Source organism: Streptomyces sp. QH1-20 (assembly GCF_041283565.1).
GTDB lineage: Bacteria > Actinomycetota > Actinomycetes > Streptomycetales > Streptomycetaceae > Streptomyces > Streptomyces syringius.
In genome coordinates this window covers 6019901-6033532 of sequence record NZ_CP166299.1, presented here as the reverse complement: position 1 = coordinate 6033532, position 13632 = coordinate 6019901, and the positions used below count along the sequence as shown (strand labels likewise).

The following is a 13632-nucleotide window of genomic DNA, read 5'->3' as shown; positions in this document are numbered from 1 at the left end:
CGTTCATACCGCCTTCGCCTCCTTCGCGGTCTCGGTGTGCGGGGTGCCGCCCTCGCGGGTCCTGTCGCTGTTCAGCTTGTGGAAGACCGCCATCTGGGTGGGCGGCCCCACGTCGGGGTCGTCGGGGCCCACCGGGGCGAACTCCACCGAGTACCCGTGTCGTTCGGCGACCGTGCCCGCCCAGGCGCGGAACTCCTCCCGGGTCCACTCGAAGCGGTGGTCCGCGTGCCGGACGTGTCCGGCGGGGAGGGATTCCCAGCGGACGTTGTACTCCACGTTGGGCGTGGTCACCACGACCGTCGCGGGCCGGGCGGCGCCGAACACGGCGTACTCCAGGGCGGGCAGCCGGGGCAGGTCGAGGTGCTCGATGACCTCGCTGAGCACGGCCGCGTCATACCCGGCGAGCCGGCGGTCGGTGTAGGCGAGCGAACCCTGCAGCAGCCTCACCCGCGCCGACTGGCGCTCGGTCATGCGCTCCAGCCGCAGCCGTCGCGACGCCTCCTTGAGCGCGCGCATCGAGACGTCGACTCCGACGATCTCGGTGAACCGGGTGTCCTTGAGCAGCTCCCCCACCAGCTGGCCCTGCCCGCACCCGAGGTCGAGCACGCGCTCCGCGCCGGCCGCGCGCAGGGCGCCGAGGATCGCCTCCCGTCGCCGCACGGCCAGCGGCACCGGCTTCTCCTCGGTGTCCGCCTCCTCGTCCACGGCGTTGTCGAGCTCTTCGGCCTCGGCGTCGTCCGCCTCGGCGAGCCGGGCGAGGGCATCGCGGGTGAGCGACCAGCGGCGGGCGAGATAGCGGCTGGTGATGAGCCGCTGCTCGGGGTGGCTCTCCAGCCAGCCGGCACCGGCGCGCAGCAGCTTCTCCACCTCGTCGGGCGACACCCAGTAGTGCTTGGCGTCGTCCAGCACCGGCAGCAGCACGTACAGATGCCGCAGCGCGTCCGCGAGCGGCAGCTCGCCCTCCAGGACCAGCTGGACGTAGCGCGAGTCGCCCCACTCGGGGAACCGCGCGTCCAGCTCCACCGGCCGGGCCGTCACCGCCCAGCCCAGCGGCGCGAAGAGCCGCTCCACCAGCCCGGCGCCGCCCCGGGCGGGCAGCACGGGCACCTCGATACGCAGCGGCATCGGCGTGCCCGGCAGCTCCGGCCTGGCGGCGCACTGGCCCTTGAGAGCACTGGAGAAGACGGCGGCGAGCGCCACCGCCAGCAGCGAGGACGCCGCGTACGGCCGGTCGTTGACGTACTGCGCCAGCGCCGAGTCGGGGGCACCGCCACGGCCTTGGCCCTTGCTCCTGCGCACCAGCGCCACGGGGTCGATCTCCAGCAGCAGCGCCGCCGTGCAGCGCTCCGCCGTCGCCTCGGGGTAGAGGACGTGCGCGGTGCCGTGGGAGGTCGAGAACCGCTGCGCCCGGTCGGGGTGTTTGTGCAGCAGAAACCCGAGGTCGGTCGCGGGAGCCTTGGCCGTGCCGGTGGTACTTATCGTCAGGAACACGCGACTGAGTATCGCCGGACGCGTCGGGCGACTGCTAACCCTTTTCGCGAGGGATGGCTTCGGCAGGGCGGGTTTCGGCAGGGCGGTTTTCGAGGAGACGGGCCAGCTCCGCGATCCGGTCCGGACCGACGCGGCAGCAGCCACCGATGAGCCGCGCCCCCGCCGCCTGCCACGCCTCCACTCGTTCGGGGTCGAAGGTGGAACGTCCCCGCCAGTCCCGTGCCCGCGCATCCCACTCCTCCCCACTGTTCGGATAGACCACCACCGGCTTCCCGGTCGTCCGCGCCGCGATCTCCACGGCCCGGTCGACATCGCGCGGCTCACAGCAGTTGACGCCCACGGCGATGACCTGGTCGTCGTCCGCGGCGAGCGCGAACGCCTCGGCGAGCGACTGCCCTGCCCGGGTCCGCTCCCCCACGACGCTGTACGACAGCCATACGGGCACCCCGCACCCCCGCACCGCCGCCAGCAGTGCCCGCGCCTCGTCCGTGTCCGGCACGGTCTCCAGCGCGAGCACGTCCGGCCCGGCTGCCACCAGGGCCTCGATCCGGGGCCGGTGGAAGCGCTCCAGCTCACCGACGCTCAGCCCGTACCGTCCGCGGTACTCACTGCCGTCGGCGAGCATCGCCCCGTACGGCCCCACGGACGCGGCGACCCACACCTCCCGCCCGGCCCCCTCGTCCTCGTCGGCCCGCGCGGCCTGCCGGGCGAGCTCCACACTCCGCCGCAGCAGACCCGCGGCCTCCTCCGGCCCCAGACCACGCCGAGCGAACCCCTCGTACGTGGCCTGGTAGCTGGAGGTGATCAGCACCCGCGCGCCCGCCCGTACGTACGCCGCGTGCGCCTGCTCGATCTGCCCCGGATCGTCGGCGAGTAGCCGCGCCGACCACAGCTCGTCGGACAGGTCACAACCCTGCGCCGCCAGTTGGTTGGACAGGCCTCCGTCCAGGACGAGCGGTCCGCGCGCGAGCGCGGTGGCGAGCGGCGTACTGGGGGCGGGGGCGGCTGTCACCGGCTGCTCCTCGGGTGCGGTGTGCGGCGACTGGCCGGCGGGCGGCAGCCGACGCGGGGCGACGGACGGAGGTCAGCCCAACTGGGGCTGGACCTGTGAGGAAATCAGCTCCAGCTGGTCGAGGTCGTCGAGGTCCAGAATCTGGAAGTAGATCCGGGACGAGCCGATCGCCGCGTACCGGCCGATCTTGTCGACCACCTCGGCCGGCGAGCCCGCCAGCCCGTTCGCCTTGAGCTCGGCCACTTCCCGGCCGATGACCGCCGCCCGGCGCGCCACCTCGGCGTCGTCCTTGCCGACACAGGCCACCAGGGCGTTGGAGTAGACCAGCTCCTCCCCCTTGCGGCCGATCGCCTCGGCGGCCGCCCGCACCCGGCCGAACTGCCGCTCGCTGTCCTCGATGGACGCGAAGGGGATGTTGAACTCGTCGGCGTACTTCGCGGCGAGCCTCGGCGTACGCGTCGCGCCGTGGCCACCGATCAGGACCGGCACCTTGGTCTGGGCGGGTTTGGGCAGCGCCGGGGAGTCGGCGAGCTGGTAGTAGGTGCCGTCGAACGTGAACGTCTTGCCCTGCCCCGTCTCCCAGAGCCCCGTGATGATCTCCAGCTGCTCCTCCAGCCGTCCGAACTTCTCCTTCGGGAACGGGATGCCGTACGCCCGGTGCTCCTCCTCGAACCAGCCCGCACCCAGCCCCAACTCGACCCGGCCGCCCGACATCTGGTCGACCTGTGCCACCTGGATGGCGAGCACCCCGGGCAGTCGGAAGGTACCGGCGGTCATCAGCGTGCCCAGCCGGATCCGGCTGGTCTCACGGGCGAGGCCCGCGAGGGTGATCCAGGCGTCGGTCGGCCCGGGCAGCCCGTCGGCGGAGCCCATGGCCAGATAGTGGTCGGACCGGAAGAAGGCGTCGAAACCGAGGTCCTCGGTGGCCTTGGCGACGGTGAGCAAGGTCTCATAGCTCGCCCCTTGCTGGGGCTCGGTGAAGATGCGCAGATCCATGCCTCCATCCTGCACTCCCGGGCCCGCGTCAACCGCCCACCACCTCCTTCGCCCCACCCTCCCCAGTCGGGTGAAATTCCGTCACGCCCGTCGGGCGACGCGGCACCCGCCAGTGTCCGGCGCGCCCGGTGATCGTTGGCTCGGGCGGAGCCGGACCGCCCGGCCCGCGCACCGGTGTCCGTCGCCGGAGGCGACGATCGCGACACCGCCTGCCCGCATCGGGCGGGCCGGGGCCGAGGAGGCCGCGATGACCCAGGAGACCGTGCCCGAAGAGGCACCACCGCCACAGGCCGCTCCACAGCCGCAGGGCCCACCCAAGGGCCTGCTGCAGCAGATGGAGGAGCTGATGGCGGCGCTGACCGCCGATCTGTCGCAGCTCGACGCCGAACTCCAGTCCTCCGGCGAGCGCCCGTCGGCCGATTGACCGCGGCCGCTGAGGTCGCCGAGTGAGTGGCATGCTCCGGCGGCCGGCACTCCGGGCGCGGACACGGTCGGCCGTCCGCCCGACGCGCCGGCCGACGACCGTAGCGCCCGTGTCGTCGGCTATCTGCGGGGAGCCGTAGTAGGCGACGTCGTGACACCTTCCGTGATCGTTGGCATTGCGCCGCGTCATGCCGCCCCTCCTCGCTCCCTCAGCGCGAGCCGCCTTTGCAGGCCGCGCACCCGGTCACTCGTTTCGTCGGCGGCGTCTATCGCCTCGATGCACTGCCAATACAGGCCGTCCTCCTCGGAGGCGCAGGCGACGCCGACCAGCGCTATGCCCACCTCGCCGAGGAGTCCGCCCAGCGCCGTCAACACCGCCCAGGGGTCGCGCACTTCCGACAGCTGCGCCGCTCGTAAGGCTCCCTCGCGCGCCGCACCCTGGCGCAGCGCGCCATAGGCCCGGCCTCCCGCCTCGCTCAGACCGCCGGCCGCCGCGCGGGCCTCGAAGGGCCCGTGCACCGCGAGATGACCACCGATCGCTTCCGCCAGTGCCTGTGTCTGCCATGCCTCGATGACGATGTCCTGCACCGCCCTGGCCTGCGCCAGGGCGAGCCGGGTGGCTCTGATGAGCCGCATTGCCTCCATGCCCGGTCCCCCACTTTCCCGACTGCCCGCTCCTCACTACCCAGAGTGATGACTAACCGCCGGAAAAGCCAGGGGAATTCAGAAATCTGTGGATACCAGATGCGCTGTGGATATCTCAATCACTCCGGAGAGTGACGAGGGCTGTCGTCCGACCGTGATCCCGCCGCCGAACCCTCCACCGGGAACCGGCTCTCATTGCGGTCGATCTTCGCCGAGAGCGCCGCCAGCGGGTCGACCCCGAGGACCTCGCAGAACTGCAACAGATAGGCCAGGACGTCCGCGACCTCGTCCTCCACCCGCCCCGCCGTCTCGGGGACGTCCATCACCCGCGCCGACTGCTCCGGCGTCAGCCACTGGAAGATCTCGACCAGTTCGGACGCCTCGACGCTGAGCGCGGCGGCGAGATTCTTGGGGGTGTGGAACGGCTGCCAGTCGCGCGCCGCGGCGAACGCGGCCAGCCTCTGCTGCAAGGTCTTGAGATCTTCGGTCACGGTCCCAGGTCTACCACCGACGCTCCCGCCGCCCGTGCCGCCTCCTCCCCCACTGCCCCGCGCACCGTGCCCACCAGCCGGATGTGCCCCCGCTCGCACATGCGCGCCGCCAGCCCCACCAGCTCCCGCGCCTGCCGCTCGTCCAGGCATCGGTCGAGCCCGTCCGCCAGCACGGTCAGTGTCTGCAGCGCCGGCAGTACCTCGGCCGCCTGGTCGACGGCCAGCACTCCGGGCCCGGTCAACAGGACGAGGCAGAGGGCCAGGTAGCGCAGCTCCCCGTCCGCCAGCCGCTCCAAGGGCGTCGCCGCACCCGCCTTCCGCGCCAGCACGGCCCGTAAGAAGCCGCCGTCCAATTCCTCGACCGTCAGCCCTTCGACCGGCCCCCGGCAACCCGCGCCAGCCGCGGTGACCAGCAGTCCGTGCCGGATGGCGCACTCGTGACGGGTGCGCCCCAGGACCGCCGCGACGTTGTCGCAGGCCCCCCGCAACATCCCGTCGCGGGCGGCGGCCGGCATGCGCATCAGCTCCGGCCGGGGGTCGCAGGGGAAGACGGAGCGCAACGCGACGACCACCTGCTCGGCCGCGTCGAGGACCATGCGCTGCCCCGCGGTCTTGCCCGCGACCCGCAGGGGCAGCAGCGAAGTGCCGAGCCGGTCGTCGGGCAGCGGCGCGCGAGTGACCGGCACCGCGCCCGCGGTGTGCCAGACGGCCTCGACCGTCCGCAGCCCCGGATCACGCAGCGCGGTGGACAGCAGGGTCTCCCCGAAACCGGTCAGCCGCTCACCGACGACCCGCAGCACGGGTTCGGCCTGTACAGCCACATCCAGCCGCACCGGACCCGCCGGCCCCGTGACGGTGCAGCCGATCCGGAACCCGCGGCGCCCTTGCGCGTCGGGCCGGGCCTGCTGCGGCACACAGGCGGAAGGTCCACCGGCCACGGGGGCGAGGGCCTCTTCGAGCGTGTCGCCGCCCGCGAGCCGCGCGAGCACTTCGTAGCCCTGGAGGGCATTGGATTTGCCGCTGCCGCTCCCTCCTCTGAAGAGGGTCAGCGGTCCGAGCGGGAAGACGGCGTTGCGATGCGACTTGAAGGCGGACAACCGCAGTTCGGTGACCGCGGGTCGCTGAGGAAGCCGAGAAGCCTGCTGAGGAACCTGAGGAGGCTTGGATAGGTGCTGTGGAAGCTGAGAAGCCTGTGGAAGCTGAGAAGGGGGGCCTGCGGCCGGTCGGGCACAGCTTGCGTCCATGCCCGGACCGTATGCGGCTACCGGTCAGCCAAACCGTTTCATCTGATCACTTTTCCTACGATCGGGGTATCCCGATGCCACCTCGGTCCCCTCGGGGGCCAACAGGAAGACATTGGTATCGACACGGTGCATACCGCTGCCCAGACCGAAGACCACGCCGCTGGAGAAGTCGAGAATCCGCTTGGCGACGTCGGAGTCGGCGCTGGTGAGATCCAGCAGCACCGGGACCCGCGCGATCAGATACTCGGCGACCTCGCGCGCATCCGCGAAGATCTGGACACGCAGAACAACGAGCTGACGCCGATTCGGCTCCGGCTCCTCCTCGGGCAGCGCCCGATGATTGGGCCAGGACGGCCATGCGTGATGACCGCGCAACGGAACGACCTCGGCCAGGCCCTCCCACTGCTCGTCTGTGGCCTCGGACCTGTTCACCGGACCACCCCTCCGGGGAACGTGCTGGCTATGTACATCCCACAATCCTAGGGACAATCTCGAGCCACTACGCCGAATGACACGCACGGGTGTCGCCTTCGGCGACGAATCGGGACATGGCGGGGATCACGTGGTGACGGACGGGGGTGGGACTGGTCGGTGCACGCCGCCCGGCGGTTGCTCCGCTGTCGGCCCGGCTTGGGCTTCCCCGTCCAGAGGCTGATCGCTGAGAGTATGGGCGGGTGAGTGCTGACACATTGGGACGCTGGGCGCCGGATCGTCCCGGGGGTGTGGCCGCGGTGTTCGCCGAGGCGGACTTCCCGTGGTGGATCGCCGGCGGATACGCGATCGAGCTCGCGGTCGGCCGTGACCTGCGCCCGCACGGCGACGTCGACGTCCTCGTCCTCCGCCGCGACCAGGCCCGCGCGCGTGATCTCCTGGCCGACTGGGACCTGTACGTGGCGGACCCTCCTGGCCAGGGAAAGCTGCGACCGTGGCGCCCGGCGGAGACCCTTCGGTCGCCGCTCCACGACATCTGGTGCCGCCGCGCGGCGGAGGCTCCCTGGTCGATGCAGCTCATGCTGGACGAAGCCGAGGGCACCCAGTGGGTCTCACGGCGCAGTCCGGAAATCCGGCTCCCGGTCAGCCGGCTCGGTCGCATGAGCGATACGGGTGTCCCGCACCTCGCGCCGGAGGTCCAGCTCTTCTACAAGGCGAAGGCGACCCGGGGCAAGGACGAAACCGATTTCGACGCGGCACTGCCACTGCTGGACGCGTCGGCACGAGCCTGGTTGGCGGACGCGATCATGGTGATCGCGCCGCACCACCCCTGGCTCCGACGGCTCCTGTAGGTCAGCCGAACGTGAGCACTGGGCCTCACGCACTGCGGCCTGCTCGGGGAGCGATCTTCACTGCCGGGAACTGCTATGAGAGTCCTTCTTCGGCCACGCGCCGCCGAACGAGAAGGAAATGCACGCCCTAAGCGACGACAGCGGCGACGCTGCCTCGGCCTCGCGAGTCACGGCGATTCTCTTCCGAACCTCATCGTCACCGCATCGCGCTGAGGTGTCTCAGCCCTTGGCAAGCAAATCCCTGGCCGCGTAGTAGGCGTGCAGCGCAGCCTCGCTGCCGGACCCCAGGGCCGTCATGATCCGCTGGAAGCGGGCCGACCGGAGGTCGCCGGCCACGATGATGCGGGGGTGTTGGTCGGTCGGCGGGCAATACCCGTCCGCACTGCGGATCAGGTCACCGTACGGGGCGGTGGGCGCGCTACCGATGCTGAGATAGGCGGCCTCGACCGTGACCGCGTGCCGTGCGCCGTCCAAGTCCACCGCTTCCGCTGTCACCGTGGTCCCTTCTCCAGGACTCAACGTCAGGTGCTCGACGGGCAGAAGTGTGACGCGAGGGTCCTCGCGTACCTCCTCGATCTTGTACTCGTCAGTCGTCGGGTACGCCACGAGCAGGCGGGTGTCGGTGGCCGGGTTGGCACGCAGGAAGGTGCCGATGGGGCGATCGCCGCCGAGGACCAGGAGTGTGTGGCCCTCGACGTCGTCCGCCTCGGCCCGCCAGAGCGGGGGGAGGGTGAGGCTGTCGGCGGCTGTGATCCAGGCGACGTCGCGGGGCTGGAGGGGGCCGACGCCGGTGGCAACGATGGCGTAGGGAGCGGTGAGACGAGCGCCGGAGTCGAGGGCAACGGTGACGTAGTCATCGTCGGCGCGGAGTTCGGTTACGTGCCGGCCCAGTTCGAGGCGGCACAGCTCCGTGCTCTCCAGTTCCGCGGCAATGGAGTCGGCGAGCTCGGAGCCACTGGCGTAACCGCCGAGGACGTTGTTCAGGGCCGGGATGCGGTAGAGGTTGCGGCACAGCACGTCCGGCTCGATCAGGATCGAGCACATGCCGACGCTGGCGGCCATGCGGGCGGCGGCGCAGCCGGCCGGGCCACCACCGATGATGAGCAGGTCTGTGTCGGGGTTGGCGAGCGAACCGGTGCAGGACGGTGTGTCGGCCATTGGGCTATTCCAGCACTGCGGCCCCGGCGTACGCAGTGAGTTGTCCCACCACTTCCTCCGTGGTGACGAGTTGGCCGGTTCCGATCAGACGGCGGGCGACAAGGAGACCGGCGTCGTGGACGTCCGGGCCGGCGTCACTGGCGCAGCTGTCGGTGACGATCCAGGGAGCGTAACCATGTTCGAAGGCGTCGGCTGCGGACTTCAGAACGCAGCTTTCGGTGGCGATTCCGCAGAAGACGAGGCTGGTCCAGCCGGCCTTGCTGATCAGATCGGTGGCCTCGGGGGTGAAGAGCGTGTACCCCGTCTTGTCAACGACCGCGTGTGCCCGAGCGGCTGCTTCAGTGAGCTCGCTGACGATGTCGGTTTCGGGCGGCTCCTGCAGCCGGTGCCACTGGAAGAAGCGCTCGTAGGGACTGTCCGGGTAGTTGAAATAGCGGGTGAAGATCACGGGCCGACCGGCGGCGGACCACTGGGCAATCAGGTCAGCGACCGCAGGCACGGCGTGGCAACTGTGGTGGTTGACGAAGCCGTCCTGCATGTCGATCACGACCAGCGCGGCGCTGCCGATATCCATCCTTGCCTCTCCTGCCCCGTGTTCTCAGCCGACGCTCTCACGTAGAGCGTCCTGTGCGGCGCGCAGCCGTTCGACCAGTCCGCTGGTCTTCATGATGGCCTCCCGCATCAGGACGTGTTGCGCGGTTTCCTGAGCTCGGGCCGTCGTGAGCCGGGAGTGGGCGGCCCGCAGGAAGCGCCACCCGTACTGCTCGGGCATGGAGGGGTCCTGACCGTCCTCGATCATCTGCTGGACGTGTCGGGTGAAGCACCACAGGGCCTGGACGGTCAGTTCGCAGGTGACCAGCTCGTCGATGGTGAGGCTGCGCTCGCGGGAGTGAGGGGCGTAGGCGACGCCGGACCAGCCGGCGTAACCCGTGGAGACTCCACGTACGCCGAAAGACACGATGTCGGGATGGTCGAAGCCGGTGGCGAGGAACGACTCCTCGACCGAGCCGTCCAGGGGAGCGGGTCCGCCTGGAGCACCGCGGTCGACCAGGACCGAGGGCGTGGACAGCAGGCGTAGGGCTGTGTCGTAGGCGCTTCCGGCCCAGGGGCCGGAAGCGAGCCAGTACAGGGAAAGCACGTACTCGGGGTTGGGGATCCCGCAGTGGTCCTCGTCCAAGAGATCGCGGAGCTTGTCTCGCGCCCAGGGCAGGTCGGAGGCGTACGAGCGATAGCGCCAGACAGCGAGTTCGGTGAGCGCGGCTGGCTCGTGTGGTTGGACGAGGTGGAAGACGGCTACCCCGCACGCGAAAACGTGCAAGACGCAGGTTTGAGCTTCAGGATGATCCACTCGAGCCGAGGAGGACTCCAGCCATTGGTGGTCCACGCTCAGTGTCATGTGTGCCCGGAGCTGGCGGGTGCGCTCGACGCCGACGAAGACCGGCAGGAACTTGTGGGAGTCGACTCCGATCCGGCCTGTGACGGGCTGAACAGCGCCGTTCGCCCCCAGGGCCGCCGCGAACCGTGCCTTCGCGCCGTCCGACGCCCGACCGAGTGCCGTGTCGAGGACCGCCTGGGATTCGACACGCGGCTGGTAACCCGCTCCCCCGCTTTCCCAGTTCGACACGGTCCGGTCACTGACACCCAGATACGCGGCGAAGTCCCGCAGGCTCATGCGCAGGGCGTCGCGTAACAGCCGGGCTTCCCGGCCGGACCATCGCTGCACTGTGACCACCGTCGTACCCCCTGTCCGCCGTCCGGTGAAACGCCGAAACCGTCAGCGTAGCCAGACATGTTCAGCAGGGGTGCGGCATTGCTGCAGCGTTCCTACCTCACGCCCTGCCACCAACCTCCGCCATGCTGAGTCCACCGAGCCGGGGGAGCGCCGACCGCCACCAGGCGGCCCTCCGCCCGTTCTCTCATGCATTACGACCAGAAGGAGCAAACGGCATGACCGACGTCGTCAAGCGCAACGCCCGCGCCATCCTCCTCGACGGCGACGAGCTGATTCTGATCAAGCGCACCAAGCCGGGGAGGGAGCCGTACTGGGTATCGGTCGGCGGAGGGGTCGAGGAGGACGACGCGACCATCCAGGCGGCCCTGCACCGCGAGGTGTTCGAGGAGCTGGGCGGCAAGCTGGAGCGCGCCGAGCTCGTTCACCTGATCACCGACGAAATGGAAGGCGGCGTCGGCGTGCAGCACATCTTCGCCGCACGCCTGGAGTCGATGGACCTGGCCGCGCGTACGGGTACGGAGTTCGCCAAGCCGGAGCGGGGCGGGTACGAGGTGGTTCGGGTGCCATTCACCGCCGAGGCCGTCCGTGAGCTGAACCTGATGCCACCGGAGCTTGCCGAGTTCATCGCTACGAACACGGACGCGATCGTCTCCGTTCTCGACACCCAGATCCACGAGGCGTGAGCGATGACGCGGGCCCCGGACTTCGTCAGCCTCAACGGCCCCGACAACGTGGGCAAGACGACCCACCTGGTACGGCTGGCCGAGCGGTGGAACGGCCTCCAGCCGCTGGGCGCGGTCCACGAGCATGACCCCGAGCCGTGGGCGCGGGTGGCAGCCGGCGACTACGCCCGGTGGTGGTTCGAGACGTCCACGACCGTCGAGCTGACCGAGCTGCTGCTTGCCGGTCACGCCAAGCGAGCCGCCGCCCGCGAGTCCGGGCGTACGGGCCTGCTGGACCGGGGCCTGTCCATGCTCCTCGCCGTGGCCACCGCGACCTGCGTGGTCAAGGACGGGCTGACAGTAGGCGAGGCGTTCAGGACCGTGGCGGGCATCGTCCGTTCGAGGGCCGAAGCGCCGGAGACCTCGATTCTTCTGCTGCCGTCCCTCGACGCCCAGCGCAGCTATGCCATCACCAACGCCCGCGAGGGCCGCCCCTGGACCGGGATCTACCCGGTCTACCAGAAGACGCTGCATGCGGTCCTGCTCCACCAGGCCGACCACGGCGTGTATACCGCTGTCGTGGACTGCGAGGACCGCTCCCTGGACGAGGTCCATGCCGACGTGATTGATCACCTCGGCCTCGGCCAACTCACCGATGAGAGAGCCCAATGACGGAGAGTTCCCCACCCCTTGTCCTACCGCCGGGCCTGACCCGCGCCATAGCTACGCTCCACGACAAAGATCAGCATCGATTGGACAACACTGTCACCCGGCTCCACACCGTCAACGGGCGCCTGTGGGACACCGAGGACCGGGTGCGCGGCGCCTTGCTCTCTGCCGCCCAGGTCGCCGACTGCAAGCGCGAGATCGACCAGCTCAACGCCGAACGCAACGGACTCGCCGAGCGGGCCGACGAGGTCCTCGGCTCGCTGGCAGACGCGGGCCGCGCCGCCGCGCCGCTGCACACCGAAACGCTCGCCTCCGTCGTCGACCGTCTGTCGGTGCTGACGTTGCGGATCTGGCACAGCGAGCGGGCGGCGGCCCGGCACGAGCTGGCCCGTCGGCGCGTCCCCGCCCTCCACGGCCAACGGGAAGAGTTGTGCGCCGCCCTCGATGCGCTGGTCTCCGATGTGGTCGCCGGCCGTCGCCGACTTCCCGTACCGGCCCGCTTCAAGCTGTACGGCCGGGACGACGCCGCCCCCGCGGAGATCACGCCGAGTCGGCATCTGTACCGGGTCATCGCCTTCGGCGGGCTGAGCGAGTGCGGCAAGAGCACCAGCGCCGAGTTCTTACGGCGCACGTGCGGTGCCCAGCGCCTCAAGATCGGCTTTCTGTTGCGACAGGCGGCCCACCGGGAGGGACTCGCGGACCCGTACGCGCTGTCGGTCCGCCGGCAGGCCGAGCTGCTGCTCGGCGAGCTGAACCGCTTCGCGGACGCCCACGTCGACACACGGCTGTTCACGATCGAGTCCGTCCACGACGACGCGTCGATCGCCGAGCTCAAGCAGCTCATGGGCGACAGGCTCCAGATCGTTTACCTGGACGCTTCCTTCGCTGTACGCGTCGAGCGGTCCGGCACGTCCGCCCAGGCCGTCGCCGCGAAGGATGAGATCAAGATGAGCCGTGGCGCCCACCAAGTCGCCGCGCTCGCCGACCACGTGATCGACAACATCGGCAGCATCGCCTCCCTCCGTGCCCGGCTCCGGCGCATCACCACCCCGCCCGCCGCCACAGTGCTGCGCGTCGCCACCCCGTACGGGCTGGGCCTCCCCGCCGCCGTCGCCTCGGCGACGGCCGACTTCACCGACGCCGTACGGGCATACGGCCCCGTCGTACGACTCGCCGCCTTGACCGGCAGCCCCGGCGAGGGCACCTGGATCGCCGGCTGGTCAGACCTGGACCTGCTCTTGATCGCTGAACACGAAGTCATGGGTCGGGTGCACGAGGCCTTGAAGCAGTACCGGACGGCCTTGGGCAGTGCTGCGTCCCTCGGCCCCACCCTCGTCAGCCCTGGCGAACTTACCGCCTGGCGCCTCACCCCGCGCCTGGCCTTCGCCCTCCACCAGGTCCGGCAGGGCAGCCCCGTCCTGCATGCCGCCCCCGACCTCGAATTGCCGACCATCACCCGCGACGAGCTCATGTTCGCCGGCGTCCGTGAACTCCCCCAGGTCATCCTGACCATGCGCCGCTTGCGTGCCGATGCTCAGCAGGCCACCCTGCGGCAGCTCTACAAGCACCTTGTCCTGGCCTGCCGTCTCCTCCTCCGCGAGCACAACCAGTGGGAGTCCGGCCCAGACAGGATCCTCGCCTCGGCCTCCCGCATGCCGGGCCTGCCCGCCCTCGCGGTGCCCTCCCTGGCCGAGATCTCCAGCGCCTGGCGCGACGGCGACACCGAGCCCGTCCTCAAGCCCGTCACCGCGGCCGTCGACCAGCTCCTCACCTGGTACGCCGCCCAGCTCGCCGCCTGAACAGCCGCTTCCTCTTCCTCCCTCTCG

At 70.3% G+C, this 13632-nt stretch carries 15 protein-coding genes; 5 read left to right on the top strand and 10 right to left on the bottom strand.

Annotated elements, in window-relative coordinates:
- Positions 1-3: 3 nt before the first annotated feature.
- From AB8O64_RS27350 to AB8O64_RS27340, 3 genes are all read right to left on the bottom strand, one after another.
- A complete protein-coding gene (locus AB8O64_RS27350; RefSeq protein ID WP_370421899.1) occupies positions 4-1491 on the bottom strand; it encodes a 3' terminal RNA ribose 2'-O-methyltransferase Hen1 in 1488 nt (495 codons plus the stop codon).
- Between the two features lie 34 nt (positions 1492-1525).
- Positions 1526-2503, bottom strand: a complete 978-nt coding sequence (mmuM, locus tag AB8O64_RS27345) for a homocysteine S-methyltransferase (protein WP_370421898.1) — start codon at positions 2501-2503, stop codon at positions 1526-1528.
- A 72-nt stretch (positions 2504-2575) separates the two neighbouring features.
- The gene (locus AB8O64_RS27340) at positions 2576-3499 is read right to left on the bottom strand and encodes an LLM class F420-dependent oxidoreductase (protein ID WP_370421897.1); all 924 of its coding nucleotides are present in this window, start codon (positions 3497-3499) and stop codon (positions 2576-2578) included.
- A gap of 247 nt (positions 3500-3746) precedes the next feature.
- Here AB8O64_RS27340 and AB8O64_RS27335 point away from each other — a divergent pair, with 247 nt between their 5' ends.
- Complete coding sequence (locus AB8O64_RS27335; protein WP_356453767.1) at positions 3747-3923, top strand: hypothetical protein; 177 nt, start codon at positions 3747-3749, stop codon at positions 3921-3923.
- A 185-nt stretch (positions 3924-4108) separates the two neighbouring features.
- Here AB8O64_RS27335 and AB8O64_RS27330 read toward each other — a convergent pair whose 3' ends face one another.
- The 4 genes from AB8O64_RS27330 to AB8O64_RS27315 form a co-directional block, all read right to left on the bottom strand.
- On the bottom strand, positions 4109-4567 hold the full coding sequence (locus AB8O64_RS27330) for a DUF6099 family protein (protein ID WP_370421896.1): 459 nt from the start codon (positions 4565-4567) through the stop codon (positions 4109-4111).
- A 119-nt stretch (positions 4568-4686) separates the two neighbouring features.
- Positions 4687-5058: a nucleotide pyrophosphohydrolase gene (locus AB8O64_RS27325; protein WP_370421894.1), complete on the bottom strand. Its 372-nt coding sequence runs from the start codon at positions 5056-5058 to the stop codon at positions 4687-4689.
- Entirely contained in the window at positions 5055-6302 is a 1248-nt protein-coding gene (locus AB8O64_RS27320) for an AAA family ATPase (protein WP_370421893.1), read from the bottom strand. The genes AB8O64_RS27325 and AB8O64_RS27320 overlap by 4 nt, the downstream gene beginning before the upstream one ends.
- 24 nt (positions 6303-6326) lie before the next feature.
- Entirely contained in the window at positions 6327-6734 is a 408-nt protein-coding gene (locus tag AB8O64_RS27315; protein WP_130881744.1) for a cell division protein SepF, read from the bottom strand.
- 242 nt (positions 6735-6976) lie between these two features.
- Here AB8O64_RS27315 and AB8O64_RS27310 point away from each other — a divergent pair, with 242 nt between their 5' ends.
- A complete protein-coding gene (locus AB8O64_RS27310) occupies positions 6977-7585 on the top strand; it encodes an amino acid transporter (protein ID WP_370421892.1) in 609 nt (202 codons plus the stop codon).
- 219 nt (positions 7586-7804) lie between these two features.
- Here AB8O64_RS27310 and AB8O64_RS27305 read toward each other — a convergent pair whose 3' ends face one another.
- From AB8O64_RS27305 to AB8O64_RS27295, 3 genes are read right to left on the bottom strand one after another with little or no spacing between them, the layout of a single operon-like run.
- Positions 7805-8743: an FAD-dependent oxidoreductase gene (locus tag AB8O64_RS27305; protein WP_370421890.1), complete on the bottom strand. Its 939-nt coding sequence runs from the start codon at positions 8741-8743 to the stop codon at positions 7805-7807.
- A 4-nt stretch (positions 8744-8747) separates the two neighbouring features.
- On the bottom strand, positions 8748-9317 hold the full coding sequence (locus AB8O64_RS27300) for an isochorismatase family cysteine hydrolase (RefSeq protein ID WP_370421889.1): 570 nt from the start codon (positions 9315-9317) through the stop codon (positions 8748-8750).
- 24 nt (positions 9318-9341) lie between these two features.
- On the bottom strand, positions 9342-10475 hold the full coding sequence (locus tag AB8O64_RS27295; RefSeq protein WP_370421887.1) for a helix-turn-helix domain-containing protein: 1134 nt from the start codon (positions 10473-10475) through the stop codon (positions 9342-9344).
- A gap of 215 nt (positions 10476-10690) precedes the next feature.
- Here AB8O64_RS27295 and AB8O64_RS27290 point away from each other — a divergent pair, with 215 nt between their 5' ends.
- The 3 genes from AB8O64_RS27290 (at position 10691) to AB8O64_RS27280 (ending at position 13605) form a co-directional block, all read left to right on the top strand.
- Positions 10691-11158 carry an NUDIX domain-containing protein gene (locus AB8O64_RS27290; RefSeq protein ID WP_370421886.1) on the top strand — a complete coding sequence of 156 codons (468 nt, stop codon included), beginning with the start codon at positions 10691-10693 and terminating at the stop codon, positions 11156-11158.
- Between the two features lie 3 nt (positions 11159-11161).
- Positions 11162-11809 carry a hypothetical protein gene (locus AB8O64_RS27285; protein ID WP_370421885.1) on the top strand — a complete coding sequence of 216 codons (648 nt, stop codon included), beginning with the start codon at positions 11162-11164 and terminating at the stop codon, positions 11807-11809.
- 80 nt (positions 11810-11889) lie between these two features.
- Positions 11890-13605 (top strand): DUF4254 domain-containing protein, encoded by a 1716-nt coding sequence (locus tag AB8O64_RS27280; RefSeq protein ID WP_370421884.1) that lies wholly within the window; start codon positions 11890-11892, stop codon positions 13603-13605.
- The last annotated feature ends 27 nt before the right edge of the window (positions 13606-13632 follow it).

Excerpts from the sequence above, each read along its gene's own strand:
- AB8O64_RS27340 (WP_370421897.1), bottom strand. The coding sequence starts at position 3,499 with ATGGATCTGCGCATCTTCACCGAGCCCCAGCAAGGGGCGAGCTATGAG.
- AB8O64_RS27335 (WP_356453767.1), top strand. The coding sequence starts at position 3,747 with ATGACCCAGGAGACCGTGCCCGAAGAGGCACCACCGCCACAGGCCGCT.
- AB8O64_RS27330 (WP_370421896.1), bottom strand. The coding sequence starts at position 4,567 with ATGGAGGCAATGCGGCTCATCAGAGCCACCCGGCTCGCCCTGGCGCAG.
- AB8O64_RS27320 (WP_370421893.1), bottom strand. The coding sequence starts at position 6,302 with ATGGACGCAAGCTGTGCCCGACCGGCCGCAGGCCCCCCTTCTCAGCTT.
- AB8O64_RS27305 (WP_370421890.1), bottom strand. The coding sequence starts at position 8,743 with ATGGCCGACACACCGTCCTGCACCGGTTCGCTCGCCAACCCCGACACA.
- AB8O64_RS27300 (WP_370421889.1), bottom strand. The coding sequence starts at position 9,317 with ATGGATATCGGCAGCGCCGCGCTGGTCGTGATCGACATGCAGGACGGC.
- AB8O64_RS27290 (WP_370421886.1), top strand. The coding sequence starts at position 10,691 with ATGACCGACGTCGTCAAGCGCAACGCCCGCGCCATCCTCCTCGACGGC.
- AB8O64_RS27285 (WP_370421885.1), top strand. The coding sequence starts at position 11,162 with ATGACGCGGGCCCCGGACTTCGTCAGCCTCAACGGCCCCGACAACGTG.